The sequence below is a fragment of the Thalassotalea mangrovi genome (genome assembly GCF_005116735.1).
Taxonomy (GTDB): Bacteria; Pseudomonadota; Gammaproteobacteria; order Enterobacterales; family Alteromonadaceae; genus Thalassotalea_A; species Thalassotalea_A mangrovi.
The window spans coordinates 155,501-171,997 of record NZ_SWDB01000007.1 but is presented as its reverse complement, the minus strand read 5'-3'; the positions used below and the strand labels follow the sequence as shown (position 1 = coordinate 171,997).

Here is a 16,497-nt window from a genome sequence, read left to right as displayed (position 1 = left end):
TCAGCTAAGTGGTATTGATTAAGCGTCTATTACAATTTTCTTTTTTTATCGCAATCATTGGGTTATTAACCCTGACGGGTTTTTATTTTCATATGAAAGACGATTTACCCAGCGTCGCGGTGCTAAAAGATATCGAATTGCAAACCCCAATGAAGATCTATTCTGCTGAAGGTGAACTCATTTCTCAGTTCGGCGAGAAACGCCGGATTCCGGTGAAGCTCGACGATATGCCACAGCAATTGATTAACGCCTTCCTGGCCACCGAGGATAATCGTTTCTACCAACATTTCGGCGTCGATCCTGTGGGTATGGGGCGAGCCGTCTGGGGACAACTGATTGGTGTCCATCGCGGTGGGGCGTCAACCATTACCATGCAGACTGCCCGGAACTTTTTCTTAACCCGGGAGCAAACCTATACCCGCAAACTGCGGGAGATTTTTATCTCGCTGCATATGGAGCGATTGCTGAGCAAAGATGAAATTCTTGAGCTGTACCTGAACAAGATAGAATTAAGCCACCGCGCTTTTGGTGTTGGCGCCGCTGCCGAAGTCTATTACGGTAAAACCCTGGATGAATTAACGCTGGCCGAAATCGCGGTCATCGCCGGACTCCCAAAAGCGCCGTCAAAATACAACCCAATTTCTTCTCCGGAAAATGCCAAATTCCGACGAACGACCGTACTGCAACGGATGTTAGTGAGTGGTTACATTACTGAAGATGAATATCAACAGGCGAACAATGAAGAAATCCATACCAAACGCCATGGCGCGAAAATCGAGTTAAGCGCTCCCTATGTCGCACAAATGGCTCATAAAAAAGTACTGGATATGTATCCCAAAGACGTCGCCTACAACGAAGGTTTTAAGGTCTACACGACCGTATCTTCAGACTTGCAACGCGCCGCTGAAGCTGCGGTCCTGAAAAATATCTATGCCTATGATGAGCGCCACGGATATCGAGGTCCAGTGAGCCGATTATGGGTATCGGATAACGATCGTGATGTGCTGTTAGCACGAGTGAGCAATCAATATACCGATCTCGAACTGGAACAATTTATATCAGAACTCAATGCCCTGCCTTCCGAAGCTTTGGATCTTGAAACCATTATTGACGAGCTGAAACAGGTGGATACTTACCAGGATCTGTTTCCAGGTGCGGTACTTGAGGTGGAAGAGCAACGGGCATTGGTGTTACTTAGAAGTGGTAATCAGGTTTACCTGGACTGGGAAGCTATGTCCTGGGCCCGACCATTTTTAGGGGACAAACGCCAGGGGCGCGCGCCGAAAACGGCAAGTGACATATTAACCTCAGGTGAGGTGGTATATTTACGTAATAATCCAGAGCGCATGCAACTTAGTCAGTTGCCGGAAGTATCGGGTGCGGTTGTAGCGATATCTCCGGACTCCGGTGCAATAATCTCCAGTGTCGGTGGCTATAGCTTCAAGCAAAGCCAGTTCAACCGGGTAACCCAGGCTAATCGTCAGGTTGGATCGAATATCAAACCTTTTGTCTATTCTGCGGCACTGGAAAATGACTACACACTGGCAAGCATTGTCAATGATGCGCCAATTAATCAGTGGGATCGAAGCTCTGGTTTCACCTGGCGTCCGAAAAATTCACCGGCCATTTACGAAGGACCACTGCGTGTGCGGACCGGCCTGGCGAAATCAAAAAACGTTATTTCTGTGCGCCTGCTTCGTGGTATCGGCCTGGAGACGTTGATCAATCATTTAAGCAAGTTTGGTTTTGATCGCAATGAGTTGCCGCGCAATGAATCGTTAGCATTGGGTTCAGCTTCACTAACACCATTGCAGATTGTTACCGGCTTTGCCGCATTTGCCAATGGTGGTTACCTGGTCGAGCCCTACATAATCGATCGCATCGAAAATCGCGATGGCGAGATTATTTATCAGGCCAATCCAAAAATGGCCTGCTATTCCTGTGAGCTGGCGCAACTCGAATATGCAAATAACCTCGATACGCTTGATACCATAGATCTGGAATTACTAACCCAGCCGCTGGCAAAACGTATCATCAGCCGTCAAAACGCATTTTTAATTGCCGATGCCATGAACTCAGTAATCTGGGGTGGCGGTGGAGACTGGTCGGAAGGCACCGGCTGGTCGGGGACCGGCTGGAGGGCGAAGAAATTAAACCGTCGCGACATCGCCGGCAAAACCGGTACTACCAATGAATCCAAAGATGCCTGGTTTACGGGTTTCAGCCGTCGCATTGCCGCCAGTTCCTGGATCGGTTTTGACGATCCAAAACGTAACCTTGGTCGCACCAGCTCAAATCGCAATCTCGGTGCCGGCCAGATTGTCGGTGCCGAGGCCGGCGCCAACGCGGCACAGCCGTTCTGGATCGATTTTATGGAAACCGCGCTACAAAATTATCAACCGGAACCCTTTGAACAACCGGAAGATGTGGTATCGATTCGCATTGACCGAATGACCGGTAAGCGCAGTGATAAAACCGACAGAAGTTCGATTTTCGAATACTTTATTAAAGGTACAGAACCGAATGAGTGGGCGCAGGAAAACGTATTGGAAACGGTGCTAGAAGGCGATGAAGAAAACAGTCCGGAAGAGGAGCTGTTCTAGTACCAGTCACAAGTTGTGAAAAGCTACTAATAATAAAGCCCGCATTAAGCGGGCTTTATACGTTTGCGAGCATTACTAATTACACCACTTCATTGATAGCAATTGCGCTTAACATTTGCGGCATCGAATGATGGTCACTTAAATGATACAGCAAGGCCTCTTCATCGCAGTTATCCTGCTTCGGACAAAGATCACAGTCTTTCATCACTTTTTCCGGCAAAGCATCCTTATCACTCGGTATAAAGCCAAGATTCTCAAAGAAATTAGGTTTTCTGGTTAACACAAAAACTTTTAGAAGTGACATGGCTTTGGCGCGATCCAACAGGAACTGACATAATTTTTGCCCATAGCCTTTGCCCTGATGATTCACTGACACGCCAAGCGAGCGTATTTCCGCCAAGCCGGTAGAGTAGATGTACAGTGCCGCACAACCGCATACCTGGCCATTGACTTCAACGACGGCAAAATCGCGAATACTGCGAATCAAATCTTCCTCACCGCGTGGCAGGTTTTCTTCACGGGAAGACCAATAGTTGACCAACTTGACGATGGCGCGAATGTCAGTAAGCCTGGCATCACGGACAACAAACTGGGCACTGCCAAACTGATGACGATTCTGGGCAATAACTTTTTCCACCGGTTCTATACCCGTGCCGCCAAGGATATTGCGCTTATCAACCAGGTACTCCAGTTCCAGAATCGGATAGACGTCTTCTTCTATTAAATCTGAAAACTGTTGAAATTCATCAAGACGCAGGCTTTCCAGTGGTAGTCGCTCGTTAATCGCATACAAAACCACAGCTCCGGTAATTTCATGGGCGGTTCGAAATGGCACGCCTTTGGATACCAGGTAATCCGCCAGTTCAGTGGCATTGGCGTAACCTTCGCGTGCCGCTTTCTGGCAGGCGGCAGAATTAAGCTCAATAGAATTGACCACTTCTTTCATCATCACCAGACAGTTTGACCATTGCTCTAATGCATCAAACAAACCCTGCTTATCTTCCTGCATGTCTTTGTTGTATGCCAACGGCAAACCTTTAAGAGTCACCAGCAACGCCTGCAGGGAGCCAAAAACCCGGCCAGTTTTACCGCGCATTAGTTCCAGGGCATCGGGATTTTTCTTTTGCGGCATCAAGGAGCTGCCAGAAGTTACCTGATCACCCAGGGTAATGAAATTTGCTTCGCCGGAATTAAAAAAGATCAAATCTTCGGCAAACCGGGATAGGTGCATCATTCCGGTACTGGCGGCAAATAACAGATCCAGGACATAATCCCGGTCGGAGACTGCATCCAGGGAATTCATGCACGGGCCGTCGAAGCCGAGCGATTCCGCTAATTCATAGCGATTGATGTTATACGTCGTACCTGCCAGCGCTGCACAACCCAAGGGTGACTGATTTAAGCGTACACGGGCATCTTCAAGTCGCGAAATATCACGCTTTAACATTTCGACATAAGCCAGGCACCAGTGCGCAAAGCGAACCGGTTGCGCCCGTTGTAAGTGGGTATACCCCGGCAGGATATGCTGTTTATTGTTATCTGCCAGATTAAGTAATTCCTGCACACAAAGCGTCAGTGTTTTTATCAGCATATCCACCTGCTCTCGCGCCCAGAGGCGTAAGTCGGTTGACACCTGATCATTACGGCTTCGCCCGGTATGCAGCTTGCGGGCGATATCTCCCAGGGTAAGCGTCAACTCGGCTTCGACCCAGGAATGAATATCTTCGGCACTGGACTCACTAAAATCCACCTCACCGTTTTCCACTTTGGCCGCAAGGTCCAGCAGTCCCTGCTCCAGCTGTTGTTGCTCGGCGATGCTGAGCACACCGGCTTTTTGAATCGCCTTGGACCAACCGATAGAGCCCTGGATGTCCTGGTGTACCAAAACATGATCAAACGGCAAACTATCATTGAATGCTTTAAAAATGTCACTACTGCCGGATTGAAACCGGCCACCCCATAACGCCATGTTATTTCTCCTGAGCTTTTAATGCACCGATGCGACTCGACAGGCTGAATAAACGGATAAAACCTTCAGCATGCTTTTGATCATAGACATCATCTTCGCCAAAGGTAGCAAACTCCTCCGAATACAAACTGTTCGGTGAACGACGCTGAGTGACGATGGCCTGGCCTTTGTAAAGCTTAACTACCACATCTCCGCTGATGTTTTCGGCAAACGTTTCGCAGGCAGCAAGCTGGGCTTTGGCAAGCGGCGTAAACCAGCGGCCATCATAAATCACATGCGAAAATTCCAGCCCGACCGACTCACGGAATTTCAGCGATTCTTTATCAAGAATCAAAGACTCCAGGCCTTTATATGCGGCCATTAACACCGTCCCGCCCGGCGTTTCGTAACAACCACGCGACTTCATTCCGACCAGGCGGTTTTCGACAATATCGATACGACCTACACCATGGGCGGCGGCCTTATCGTTGAGATAAACCAGAGCTTGATAAGGGGTGAGTGAATGGCCATCAACCTTAACCAATTCTCCCTGCTCGAAGCTTAAGGTTACCGAGTCCGGTGTATCCGGCGCATCCATGGGATCAACAGTCATGGTCCAGACCTCTTTGGACGGCTCACACCAGGGATCTTCCAGTTCACCACCTTCATGGGAAATGTGCCAGGCATTGGCATCACGGGAATATATTTTAGTCAGTGATGCTGCGCACGGGATGTTGCGTTCGGCCAGGTACGCCAGCAGGTCTTCACGGGACACCATGTCCCACTCACGCCATGGTGCAATCACTTTTAACTGCGGAGCTAACGCCGCGAAACAGGACTCAAACCGCACCTGGTCGTTACCTTTACCGGTACAGCCATGGCAAACCGCATCGGCGCCAACTTTCAATGCTACTTCCACATGGGCTTTGGCTATAACCGGGCGCGCCATCGACGTACCGAGCAGGTATTGGCCTTCATACACAGCACCGGTTTTCAGGATCGGATAAATATAGTCTTTAACAAATTCCTCTTTCAGGTCGACCACGTGACATTCGCTGGCACCTGAAGCGATGGCCTTTTCCTGAATACCCGCAAGCTCTTCTTCACCCTGACCAACGTCTGCGCAAAAGGCGACAACTTCACAACCATCATAGTTTTCTTTTAGCCATGGGATGATCGCCGAGGTATCCAATCCACCTGAGTATGCTAAAACGACTTTTTTGATATTTTGCTTCATATTCTTACTTCTCATTAATCTTTTAAAAGGGTTACCAGCACGGCGTTTTGTGCCCACATGCGGTTTTCGGCCTGCACGAAAGCCAATGATTTATCAGAATCGAACAAGCTCGTGGTAATTTCCTGATCGAGGTGGGCTGGCTGACAATGCAATACTGCGCTGGCTCCGGTTGCTGCCATCAAGGCTTCATTGACCTGATAAGGCATAAAAGTTTTTAAAATATCCGCAACCTTGGTGTCATCCCCCATGGATATCCAGGTATCGGTATAAATCGCCTGTTGCCCACCAATATCAGTAATATCGTGACTGACTTTAAATTTCGCCCCGCTGGCGGTGGCAAGTTTATCGGCCTGTTCAATAAATGCCTTGTCAGGCCCATAGCCCTCGGGCGTAATTACGGTGACGTTTGCCCCTAAAATACTGCCCATCAGCATCAGTGAATTGGACACATTATTACCGTCACCGACATAGGCCAGGTTTAAGTTTTCTACACTACCAAAAGTTTCGGTCAGACTCTGGAAATCAGCAAGTGCCTGACAAGGGTGATATTTGTCACAAAGTGCATTAACCACCGGAATGCCCGCATGCATTGCCATTTCTTCCAATACCTGGTGGTCAAAGACTCGGGCAACGATGGCATCTGCCCAGCAGGCAAGGTTTTTTGCCACGTCTTTCACCCGTTCACGTTTCCCTAGCTGACCATTTTGCTGGCCAATGTAGAGGCTGTGTCCACCCAGTTTTTGAATGCCAATATCGAGGCTGACATGGGTGCGTAGCGACGGTTTTTCGAATAGGGTTACGATCGATTTACCTTGCAGCGCCTGGCTGTAATTATGTGGATTTTGTTTAATATCGATAGCGAGTTTGATTAACTTTTCCAGTTCGGTTTTACTCGCCTGAGTATCAGCAATAAAGTGTTTCATTGACGTAAGTATCCTGTAATTTGCGAAAAATATTATTCGTTTGGTTCGATGCGGGTACCGAGTAACTGGCCCTTGTGCAACGTCAATAGCTGCTCGGGGACTTTCCAGCTGGTAACCGCGATACTTCGTCGTAATCGATTGGCGGCTGCAAAGGCCGCATTAACTTTGGCAATCATGCCGCCGGCTATGATGCCCGCCGAAATTAATTGTTCAGCATCGGCTTGCGTTAAAGAAGAAAGGTATTCACCGTTCGCGCCTTTGACTCCGGCAACATCCGTTAACAATAATAATTCACCTGCAACCAAATCACTGATCGCTACGGCTGCATCGTCGGCATTAACATTGACCAGTTGACCATCATTTAACTGACCTATGGAACAGATGACCGGCAGCATCTTAAGTTGCAATAACAACTCCACTAATTGTCCGTTTGCCGCGGTTGGCAGACCCACCTGGCCCAATTCAGCCGCCGCTGGTGAACAATGGATCATGTTGCCATCATGCAGCGCCAGACCAACGGCATTCATCTGTTTGGCATTCGCCTGGGCAACAAGCTGCTTATTCACCGTACCAGCCAATGCACCGGTGATCAGTGGCATGTGAGATTTGGCACTCACCCTGAGGCCATTGACCTTCTCACTGGTGAATCCTGCCTGGTTCAAATGTTGATCGACCACACAGCCGCCACCATGGACAATGATTACGCCCCGCTGTTGTTGCAATTGAGCCAGCACCGCAAATAAGTTGTCCAGGGCAACCGCGTTTTCCATGATCGCGCCGCCAATCTTAATCACTAACGGATTCATGCCATAACCCCCTGGTCAAAAAGCGCTGCGCCCGGTGGTTGTTGCATTGCCAGGTTGAAACATTGCACCGCCTGTGAGGCAGCACCTTTTAACAGGTTATCAATCACACAACTGACCACTAAGATGCGTTTGTCTTCATCATACTGCCAGTGCAGATTGGCAAACGGGGTATAAGTTACATCATCAATTTTTGGCCATTGCTGAGTCACCCGAACCAATGGTGTTGTAACAGGGCTATATGCTTTGGCAAATGCCTGTTGCACATCATCAGTTTTGACCTGCTCATGACAATGGATAGTCACCGTTGCCATCAGGCCACGTTTAAATGGTGCCAGATGCGGATTAAAGATCACCGAATGGCCGCATTGCTGACTAATTTCTGGCTGATGTCTGTGTTGTAGTACGTTGTAAGCCGTCAGACTTACCTCATTGAATGAAGAATTCAGCGATGCTTTACGACCGGCGCCACTGACACCACTAATGCCGTTAACGATAATATGCGTATCAGGCTGTTGCAGGTTAGCATTAGTTACCGGTTTACTGGCCAATAGACTGGCCGTTGGATAGCAACCTGGAACTGCAATAAGATTAGCATCGGTAATCTGCTGGTAATTAAACTCAGCAAGTCCGTAGACCGCCTGCTCCAACAACTGCGGGTAGTGATGTTCAAAGCCATAATAGGTTGGATAATCTTCTGCCAGGTTCAGGCGAAATGCACCGGATAAATCAATGACCTTTACGCCCTGCTCCAGAAAAGCGCTTGCCCATTGTTGCGAATACTCGTGCGGGGTGGCCATAAATACGACATCAAGTTCACTGCCAAACGTTGCCAACCAGTCGCCATTGAATGCTTGTAATCTCTGTTCGCTAAACCGGGATGTCGACTGCCAGCGCGGGTAAAGTTGCGAAAACCTGATGCCTTTGGCATCGCTGAATTCAGACACCAGCAAGTGCATCCCGGTAATTGCAGGATGTCTGGCCAATAATATGGTTAACTCAGCGCCGACATAACCACTGGCGCCAACGATTGCTACTTTCACTTAAACCTCAGTTCCCGAGATATCAATATTCATTACTTGGTCAATTTCAATCTTGATTTACCGCTGTTTGCTAAGCTGTTATTCAATACAAGATTTTTTGACGCTCATTTATGCAAACAACAAAAGTGAATAAATAACCACAAATAGAATTTCTATTCACTTTTACCTTAACCCGGGCCTGATTTATGTTCGCCAGCCAATAAAGCACGATAACTTACCACTTTAATTAACAATCATATTGCAGATCGGTAATTAAAATAATGCTAGCCAGGGTCAAACGGGTTGTTTACACTGATTAGCGAAAGATAACAGCGACTGAGAACTTATGCAAGAAAATAGCATAATTATAATTCATGAATAATTTACCGGATTTTACCCAGGCTCTGAATGAGTTAATTAAAGAGCCCTCTATCAGCTCCTGCGACCCTAGCTGGGATCAATCCAATCGCGATGTGATCCATACCCTCGCAAGTTGGTTCACCGACTTGAGCTTTAAAGTTTCGATTCAGGAAGTGCCAGGCGCTAGTGGCAAATACAATCTCTTAGCGCAATTAGGAAGCGGCGAAGGTGGTCTTTTGTTAAGCGGTCACAGCGACACGGTGCCATTTGATCAGACTCGTTGGCATAGCGACCCGTTCAGAGTCATCGATAAAGATAATAAATTCTATGGCCTGGGCACATGCGACATGAAGGGATTCTTCGCCTTTATCTTACAGGTTTGCAAAAACCTAAACGCCAATTCCCTGAAAAAGCCCCTGTATATTCTTGCCACAGCGGATGAAGAAACGACGATGGCAGGTGCACGTTTTTTTATTGAGCAACAATTGATTCGCCCGGACGTTGCTATCATTGGTGAACCGACCGGCCTCACCCCTGTGGTAATGCACAAGGGTCATATGTCGCATCGAATTAACGTACATGGTAAATCCGGACATTCCAGCCAGCCGGACAATGGCATCAATGCGATCGAAATCATCTATCACGTCATTGAAGTGCTGATGCTTCTCAAGCAAAACCTGCAACAAAATTATCGTAACGAGGCCTTTAGTGTACCGCAGCCGACATTGAATTTCGGTGCCATTCGTGGTGGTGATAATGCCAATCGTATCTGTGGCGACTGCTATCTGGATATTGATATCCGTGCACTACCTGGCATTAGTGATGATGAATTATTAAGTTGGTTAGCTGATGCTTTAAAGCCGGTCGCGCATCTATACCCGGGACGCGTGCACCTACAAGAACTGCACCCCAGCTCTCCCGCGTTCGCCGAAAGCCTCAATAGTAGCCTGGTAAGTAAAGTTGAAACCCTGACCGGTCACTGTTGCCAGGCGGTAAACTATGCAACTGAGGCGCCGTTTATTCAACAGCTCGGCTGTCAGACCATAGTGGTAGGGCCTGGTTCTATCGATCAGGCACATCAGCCGGACGAATACCTGGCCTTTGATCAAATCCCACCAACTCTGAACCTACTGACCCGCCTGATCAAAGATTACTGCATGTAGCAGCAGGGCCGTTTTGGGGATTGTTCGTCGAAATAACGTAGCTAAGGACGAATCCCCAGCGTATGGCAAATGGCATAGGTTAATTCAGAACGATTCAGGGTATAGAAATGAAAATTCTCTACCCCTTCACTGCGCAGTATTTTTACCATGTCTATGGCAATACTGGCACCAACCAGATTGCGGGTTGTCGGATCATCCTCTAACCCTTGGTACATGTTGTACATCCAGTTAGGCACATGCACATTAGTTAGTCCGGCAAATCGCTTCAGGGTATTAAAATTAGAAACCGGTAAAATACCCGGCACAATTTCCACATCAATGCCAACTGATACACAGCGATCCCGATAACGTAGATATGCGTCGATATCGAAGAAGAACTGGGTAATGGCCCGATTGGCACCGGCTTCAACCTTGCGCTTGAGATTTAATAAATCGAATTGTGCATTCGGTGCTTCCGGATGGGTCTCCGGGTATGCGGCCACGGAAATTTCAAAATCCTGCACCCCTTTTAGCAAGCTCACCAGATCCGCAGCATACATCTCTGGCTTCTGATTCGATTCAGGCAAGTCGCCACGCAAAGCAACAATATGGCGAACTCCGGATTGCCAGTAATCTTTGGCAATTTGCTTCAACTCATCAGGGCTGGCATCAATGCAGGTTAAATGTGGGGCGGCGACCAAACCGGTATCTTTTTGAATACGTTTGATTACCCCATGTGTACGATCCCGGGTACCACTGCCTGCCCCGTAGGTCACAGAAACAAACTTAGGACTTAACGGTGCCAGTCGTTCAATGGAATTCCATAATGTAGTTTCCATCTCCGGGGAATTTGGCGGAAAAAATTCAAAGGATACCTGTAAATCAGCAGAAAGTTCGCTCACGGTTCGGTTAAGCGAGTCCAGTTGCCTGGCGGAACGATAATTCATTAGTTAATCCCCTTGATGTCCACGTCTGGATGTCTGTTGTGTAATTGCCTGCATAAGTGAACAAGATCCGAATGCAAACCGGCAGCGGTCACTTCCCGGCCGGCGCCAGGCCCCTGGATAATTAGCGGATTGTCCTGGTACCAGTTTGTTTTTAGTAGAAAAATATTATCGCATGGGTTTAAGTTCGCAAAAGGATGTTGATTATCAAGAACTTCGATACCAACCTGCGCTGTTAATTTGCCGCCAGTATGTTGCAGTCGGGCAACGTAGCGAAGACAGCCGTTTTGCTGCTGCGCCCTGGTTAGTTGCCTGGCAAAGTCTGCGTCAAGCAGCTGACTGTTGGCTAAAAACTCGGATTTGCTGAGCGATTGCAAAGATTCGGGCACTAAAGACTGACAGTGGATGTCCTCAAGATTGAGGCTGTATCCTGCCAGCCTTGCCAGGATCAATAATTTGCGTTGCACATCCAGCCCGGATAAATCATCGCGAGGATCCGGCTCAGTCAGTCCTTGTTGTAACGCCTGGTTGAGTAATTGAGAAAAAGGTTTAGAGCCGTCAAAATTACTAAACAACCAGGATAGGGTGCCGGAGAAAATACCACTGACCTCTTCGATTTGATGGCCACTTTCAAGCAAATCCCGAAGCGCATAATTGACTGGCAGGCCCGCACCAACCGTCGTATTCGACAGCCAATAGCAATCACCATTGCTGGCAGCTTCATGCAGTTGCGCTAATTCCTGTGAAGGCAATGTATTGGCACATTTATTTGCCGATATCACGTGCACCCCGGCAGCAAATAACTGCTCATACAAGCGGGCAAATTCTGCACTCGGGGTAATATCAATCACAATCACTTCATCGAATGGATGGCGCGTTAACCAGTCCAGTAAACCTTGGTTATCACACTCTGTTGCCTGCTGACAAAACTGTGTCATCACCTGATCAGCCTGCAGACCTTCAACATCGAACCAGGCCCTGGTTGAATTTACCACCCCGATAAGGTGTACCTGATTCAGTTCTTCGCGAGCCTGTTGTTGCGCCGCCAAATTATTTAAAAACGTAGCTCCAATATTGCCAGTACCGGCGACAATCACGCCAATATTGCGATGTTCACGGGTCAGGCGATTATGAACCTTGTTAAGCCACTCTATCTCGCAGTTGGATTTCGAAAAAGCGATCAACGAATGTTCATTCACACTTAGCTTTTGCAACGGATAAGGGCTTTGCTCAATGATCTTTACGAAATGTCGATGCGATTGACTGTTACGGATTGAAAATCCGACTGCGGCTAACAGGGACATTGAGTAAGACTGAAAATCGACTGCTAATTCCTGCAAATGTTGACGCAGGCCATAGCCATGCTCTGCCAGAATAATCAGTTGCTGACGTTGCTCATCAACATCTATCAAGGTGAATTTCTGTTTTAGTTGTTGGAGCAAGGTGCCTTGAAAATGTTTCGACTGAAAACCGATTAACTGATTGTTATGGGTTATAGACACTTCTTGCCTGGCGATAGCTCCAAACTGCCCTACTTCCGATCCCTGTTGAGTAGGATAGAAGGTGTTATTGATATGCAAGTGAATATTGTTGTTCTGTAGTGGTGCCAGCGTGTTCGCATGCAGTACTGGATTACCAAGACGCCCAAGTTCTCTTGCTACCGACGCCTCCAGACGCTGAAGTTTTTTGGCACTCGGCACGATGCGCGGATCGGCGCTGTAAATACCATCTACATCGGTCCACAAACATACATCCGTGGCAGCAATCAAATCGGCAGCTAAGGTCGCACTGTAATCACTACCATTGCGGCCAAGGGTTTGTGTTTGACCACTGCGATCGACAGCAATAAATCCGGTAAGGATGGCCAGCCCCTCGGTTGGCAACTGCTGCGCAAGGCGTGGTCCGGAAATCTCCCGGGCAAGGGTAATTCTGGCCAGGCAATCGAGTACAAAACATTGCCGGGTATCAATGGCCGTAGCGCGATACCCGCGACGGTTAAGCGCCGCCGCCAGTAAACGGCTCGACCAGAGTTCACCAAATGCAAGGACATTATTGCGATTGCTCAGTAATGATTGATGCAGATACCAGTTTTGAATTTGGCGAATATCTCCATTCAATGCCTCAACTAAAGATTGCTGCAATTCTGTATCAGCGGACAGGACCTCAGAGATTAATTGCTGATGTTCAGCTTGAATCAACAACAACAAGTGGGTAAACGCTTGATCTTCAGTTTCCTGGCACCGACTGACCAAGTCAATAATTTCGATAAACTTGTCTGTGGTTTTGCCATTGGCCGATACCACGATAAGGTCCTGCTCGTGCACGCGTTGTTCAATAATCGATAAAACCGTGTCTATTGACTGGGCAGTGGCAAGACTGGAACCACCAAATTTATGAACAGTTCTGGCGCTCCTCCCGTTTGCCAGTATCCGGTTCGATAATAATCCACTATCAACGCCGGCTATGGTATTACCATCAAGGTGAGAAAGTTGAGACATTGTAAATTTTACTCCTAAACGGTCAGGCATTTATCCAGGGCCGACGTTAAATCAGCAACCAGATCATCAATATGTTCAATACCAACAGACACTCGCACCAGTCCGGGTTTGATGCCGGCGACAAGCTGTGCTTCAGCGTCCATTCCCGCGTGAGTCATGGTCGATGGATGGGATATCAGGCTTTCTACCCCCCCCAACGACTGCGCCAGAGTGAATAGGGTCAAATGATCGAATAAACATTTAACCGCCTCTATGCCTCCCTTAAGTTCAAAGCTCACCATGCTGCCAAAACCAGACTGTTGTTGCCTTGCCAACTGATGACCAGGATGGCAAGCAAGCCCCGGATAATGAACCGCGTCGATAGCCGGATGTTCGGATAACAAGGCAACCAGGCTGACCGTATTCTGCTGATGCTGCTGTATTCGTACTGGCAGGGTTTTTAGACCCCTTAACGTCAGAAAACTGTCGAATGGGCTGCTGGTAATACCGATACAATTTGCCCACCAGGTCAGCTTTTCTCCTATCTGGGGCTCCTTGCAGACAACCGCACCAGCAACCACATCGCTATGACCGTTAATGAATTTGGTCGTGGAATGAATCACGATATCGGCACCCAGAGACAATGGCTTCTGCAGTAGCGGGGTGAGAAAAGTGTTATCAACCGCCACCAGTGAGCCGGCTTGTTTGGCAAGCTCACAAATCTTTGCCACGTCAACAATACGCAATAATGGATTACTCGGAGTTTCCAGCAGCGTCAGTTTCGGCTTTTGCTGCATCGCCACACGTACTTCGTCAAGATTGGTTTGATCAATCACTAACAGCCTGAACAAGCCGCGCTGGTGCAGGTGGGTGAACAATCGGTAACTCCCGCCATAGCAATCATGAGGGATGACAAGTAAGTCGTCTTTATTGAGCAACTGACAGAGTAAATGGATAGCGGACATACCGGTATTGGTCACGATACCTGTGCTTCCCCCTTCCAGATCGGCAAGAGCAGTCGCCAAAGAACTGCGAGTTGGATTACCGGAACGCGAGTAGTCGTATTCGCCTTTCTGATCATAACCATGCAGACGATAAGTACTGGAAAGATGAATTGGCGGTACAACCGCACTATGGTGCTTATCCGTGTTAATGCCGGCACGCACGGCAATGGTGGCTGCTTGATCCTGGCTCATAATCGCCCTCTTGACGCTTTTAGAAGTATAGACGTCCGTAAATCTATACGTATTATTTGGTATGGTCAAGAACTTTTAGACGTCTATACATCTTTGCTTTTAGATGTTAGCGGTTGACTCAACGGCCATAACGGGTACAATTTCAGCTGAAAATAATCATAGGTTCTGAGGAAACAAGATGGCGGAATGGAACGGCGAATACATTAATCCATACGCGGAACACGGTAAAAAGAGCGAACAGGTAAAAAAAATTACGGTGTCGATCCCACTTCGGGTATTGAAAGTATTGACCGATGAGCGCACCCGTCGCCAGGTAAATAATTTACGCCATGCCACTAACAGCGAGCTGTTGTGTGAAGCGTTTTTACACGCATTTACTGGCCAGCCATTGCCAAGCGATGAAGATTTGTCTAAGGACAATGAAAAACCACTCACTACTGACGGTGAAGAAAACGAGTAAGTGGAATGAGATAGTTGTGAAAAAGGCCCTGAACAGGGCCTTTTTTATGGGTTATGAGCGATAAATTGCAGTGTCTGGCAAAGGTGCCTGCGCGACGCCTGAGTCGATGGCAGCCTGGGCTACTGCCCGTGCCACTTCTGTAAGCAATCTTGGGTCCATTGGCTTCGGAATGATGTAGTCTTTACCATAGATTAAATCAACGTCGCCACTGGCTGCTAATACTTCTTCCGGAACCGGTTGTTTGGCAATCTTGCGAATCGCATGAACCGCCGCCACTTTCATTGCACTGTTTATTTCCCGGGCCCGAACATCAAGAGCACCACGGAAAATGAACGGGAAGCACAGGACATTATTAACCTGATTTGGATAGTCAGAGCGGCCAGTTGCAATAATTAAATCGTCACGAGTCTGCAATGCCAATTCCGGGGCAATTTCCGGATCAGGATTGGAACAGGCAAATACCACTGGATTTGCTGCCATTAGCTTTAAATCATCGGCGGTTAACAGGTTTGGTCCGGATACTCCAACGAAGACATCGGCTTCAAATAACACATCCTGCAAGGTACGCTTATCAGTGTTATTTGCAAACAGTCGTTTGTACTCGTTCAAATCATCTCGGCAGGTATGTATTACCCCTTTGCGATCTAACATGTAAATGTTTTCCCGCTGTGCACCGCAGGTGATTAACAATTGCATACAGGCTATTGCCGCAGCCCCGGCACCGAGGCAGACGATTTTCGCATGTTGTAAATCTTTGCCCTGTATTTCCAGGGCATTAAGCATCGCTGCAGCAGTCACAATGGCGGTACCGTGTTGGTCATCGTGAAAAACCGGTACATTGCAACGTTCAATCAGGGCTTTTTCAATTTCAAAACATTCGGGCGCTTTAATATCCTCAAGGTTTATACCACCAAAACTGTCGGCAATATTGGCAACGGTTTCAATAAAAGCACCGGGATCTTCATTCTTTACCTGAATATCAAAACTATCGATATTGGCGAAACGCTTAAACAGCAGTGACTTTCCTTCCATAACGGGCTTTGAAGCTAACGCGCCGAGATTTCCTAACCCGAGAATCGCGGTACCGTTAGAAATCACCGCAACGGTATTGCCTTTATTGGTGTACTGATAAACCAAATCCTGATCACGGGCAATTTCTCTCACCGGCTCTGCTACGCCTGGGCTATAAGCCAGGGCAAGGTCGCGACTGGTTTTCGACGGTTTGGTGACCGTCATAGAAATTTTTCCCGGTTGAGGAAAAGCGTGGTAATCAAGCGCTTGCTGGCGAAAGTCAGACATAAATTGAAAGCCTTAATGTAATTTTTCAGAAGTACTTTAAAAAGGCGTATATTACGCTTAATTGGGTAGTGCTGTTAAGGAAA

General features: G+C 47.8%; 12 protein-coding genes. 3 read left to right on the top strand and 9 right to left on the bottom strand.

The genetic code is table 11. From position 1 onward, the window contains the following. Positions 1–8 precede the first annotated feature (8 nt). Positions 9–2,603 carry a penicillin-binding protein 1A gene (locus E8M12_RS03925; protein WP_136734780.1) on the top strand — a complete coding sequence of 865 codons (2,595 nt, stop codon included), beginning with the start codon at positions 9–11 and terminating at the stop codon, positions 2,601–2,603. A gap of 79 nt (positions 2,604–2,682) precedes the next feature. Here E8M12_RS03925 and argH read toward each other — a convergent pair whose 3' ends face one another. The 5 genes from argH to argC are packed head-to-tail and all read right to left on the bottom strand — an operon-like array spanning position 2,683 to position 8,557. Next, a complete protein-coding gene (gene argH / locus E8M12_RS03920) occupies positions 2,683–4,572 on the bottom strand; it encodes an argininosuccinate lyase (protein WP_136734779.1) in 1,890 nt (629 codons plus the stop codon). Between the two features lies 1 nt (position 4,573). Beyond that, positions 4,574–5,788 (bottom strand): argininosuccinate synthase, encoded by a 1,215-nt coding sequence (locus tag E8M12_RS03915; protein ID WP_136734778.1) that lies wholly within the window; start codon positions 5,786–5,788, stop codon positions 4,574–4,576. Between the two features lie 14 nt (positions 5,789–5,802). Then, positions 5,803–6,711: an ornithine carbamoyltransferase gene (locus tag E8M12_RS03910; protein ID WP_136734777.1), complete on the bottom strand. Its 909-nt coding sequence runs from the start codon at positions 6,709–6,711 to the stop codon at positions 5,803–5,805. Positions 6,712–6,743: 32 nt separating this feature from the next. Next, a complete protein-coding gene (gene argB, locus E8M12_RS03905) occupies positions 6,744–7,517 on the bottom strand; it encodes an acetylglutamate kinase (protein ID WP_136734776.1) in 774 nt (257 codons plus the stop codon). Continuing rightward, a complete protein-coding gene (gene argC, locus E8M12_RS03900; RefSeq protein ID WP_136734775.1) occupies positions 7,514–8,557 on the bottom strand; it encodes an N-acetyl-gamma-glutamyl-phosphate reductase in 1,044 nt (347 codons plus the stop codon). Before argC ends, argB begins: the two co-directional genes overlap by 4 nt. A 353-nt stretch (positions 8,558–8,910) precedes the next feature. On the opposite strand from argC, the gene argE reads away from it, so the two are divergent. After that, positions 8,911–10,059: an acetylornithine deacetylase gene (argE, locus tag E8M12_RS03895; protein ID WP_136734774.1), complete on the top strand. Its 1,149-nt coding sequence runs from the start codon at positions 8,911–8,913 to the stop codon at positions 10,057–10,059. A 41-nt stretch (positions 10,060–10,100) separates the two neighbouring features. On the opposite strand, the gene metF is transcribed toward argE, so the two are convergent. From metF to metB, 3 genes are read right to left on the bottom strand one after another with little or no spacing between them, the layout of a single operon-like run. Then, positions 10,101–10,985: a methylenetetrahydrofolate reductase gene (gene metF / locus E8M12_RS03890; protein ID WP_136734773.1), complete on the bottom strand. Its 885-nt coding sequence runs from the start codon at positions 10,983–10,985 to the stop codon at positions 10,101–10,103. After that, positions 10,985–13,480 (bottom strand): bifunctional aspartate kinase/homoserine dehydrogenase II, encoded by a 2,496-nt coding sequence (metL, locus tag E8M12_RS03885; protein WP_169303029.1) that lies wholly within the window; start codon positions 13,478–13,480, stop codon positions 10,985–10,987. Before metL ends, metF begins: the two co-directional genes overlap by 1 nt. 14 nt (positions 13,481–13,494) lie before the next feature. Next, entirely contained in the window at positions 13,495–14,655 is a 1,161-nt protein-coding gene (gene metB / locus E8M12_RS03880; RefSeq protein WP_136734771.1) for a cystathionine gamma-synthase, read from the bottom strand. A 178-nt stretch (positions 14,656–14,833) separates the two neighbouring features. Between metB and metJ the strand changes: the two genes are divergently transcribed. Then, complete coding sequence (metJ, locus tag E8M12_RS03875; RefSeq protein ID WP_136734770.1) at positions 14,834–15,115, top strand: met regulon transcriptional regulator MetJ; 282 nt, start codon at positions 14,834–14,836, stop codon at positions 15,113–15,115. A 51-nt stretch (positions 15,116–15,166) separates the two neighbouring features. Here metJ and E8M12_RS03870 read toward each other — a convergent pair whose 3' ends face one another. After that, entirely contained in the window at positions 15,167–16,414 is a 1,248-nt protein-coding gene (locus E8M12_RS03870; protein ID WP_136734769.1) for a malic enzyme-like NAD(P)-binding protein, read from the bottom strand. Positions 16,415–16,497: the final 83 nt, after the last annotated feature.

Coding starts and splice junctions, on each gene's coding strand:
- argH (WP_136734779.1), bottom strand. CDS start 4,572: ATGGCGTTATGGGGTGGCCGGTTTCAATCCGGCAGTAGTGACATTTTT.
- E8M12_RS03915 (WP_136734778.1), bottom strand. CDS start 5,788: ATGAAGCAAAATATCAAAAAAGTCGTTTTAGCATACTCAGGTGGATTG.
- E8M12_RS03910 (WP_136734777.1), bottom strand. CDS start 6,711: ATGAAACACTTTATTGCTGATACTCAGGCGAGTAAAACCGAACTGGAA.
- argB (WP_136734776.1), bottom strand. CDS start 7,517: ATGAATCCGTTAGTGATTAAGATTGGCGGCGCGATCATGGAAAACGCG.
- argE (WP_136734774.1), top strand. CDS start 8,911: ATGAATAATTTACCGGATTTTACCCAGGCTCTGAATGAGTTAATTAAA.
- metF (WP_136734773.1), bottom strand. CDS start 10,985: ATGAATTATCGTTCCGCCAGGCAACTGGACTCGCTTAACCGAACCGTG.
- metL (WP_169303029.1), bottom strand. CDS start 13,480: ATGTCTCAACTTTCTCACCTTGATGGTAATACCATAGCCGGCGTTGAT.
- metB (WP_136734771.1), bottom strand. CDS start 14,655: ATGAGCCAGGATCAAGCAGCCACCATTGCCGTGCGTGCCGGCATTAAC.
- metJ (WP_136734770.1), top strand. CDS start 14,834: ATGGCGGAATGGAACGGCGAATACATTAATCCATACGCGGAACACGGT.
- E8M12_RS03870 (WP_136734769.1), bottom strand. CDS start 16,414: ATGTCTGACTTTCGCCAGCAAGCGCTTGATTACCACGCTTTTCCTCAA.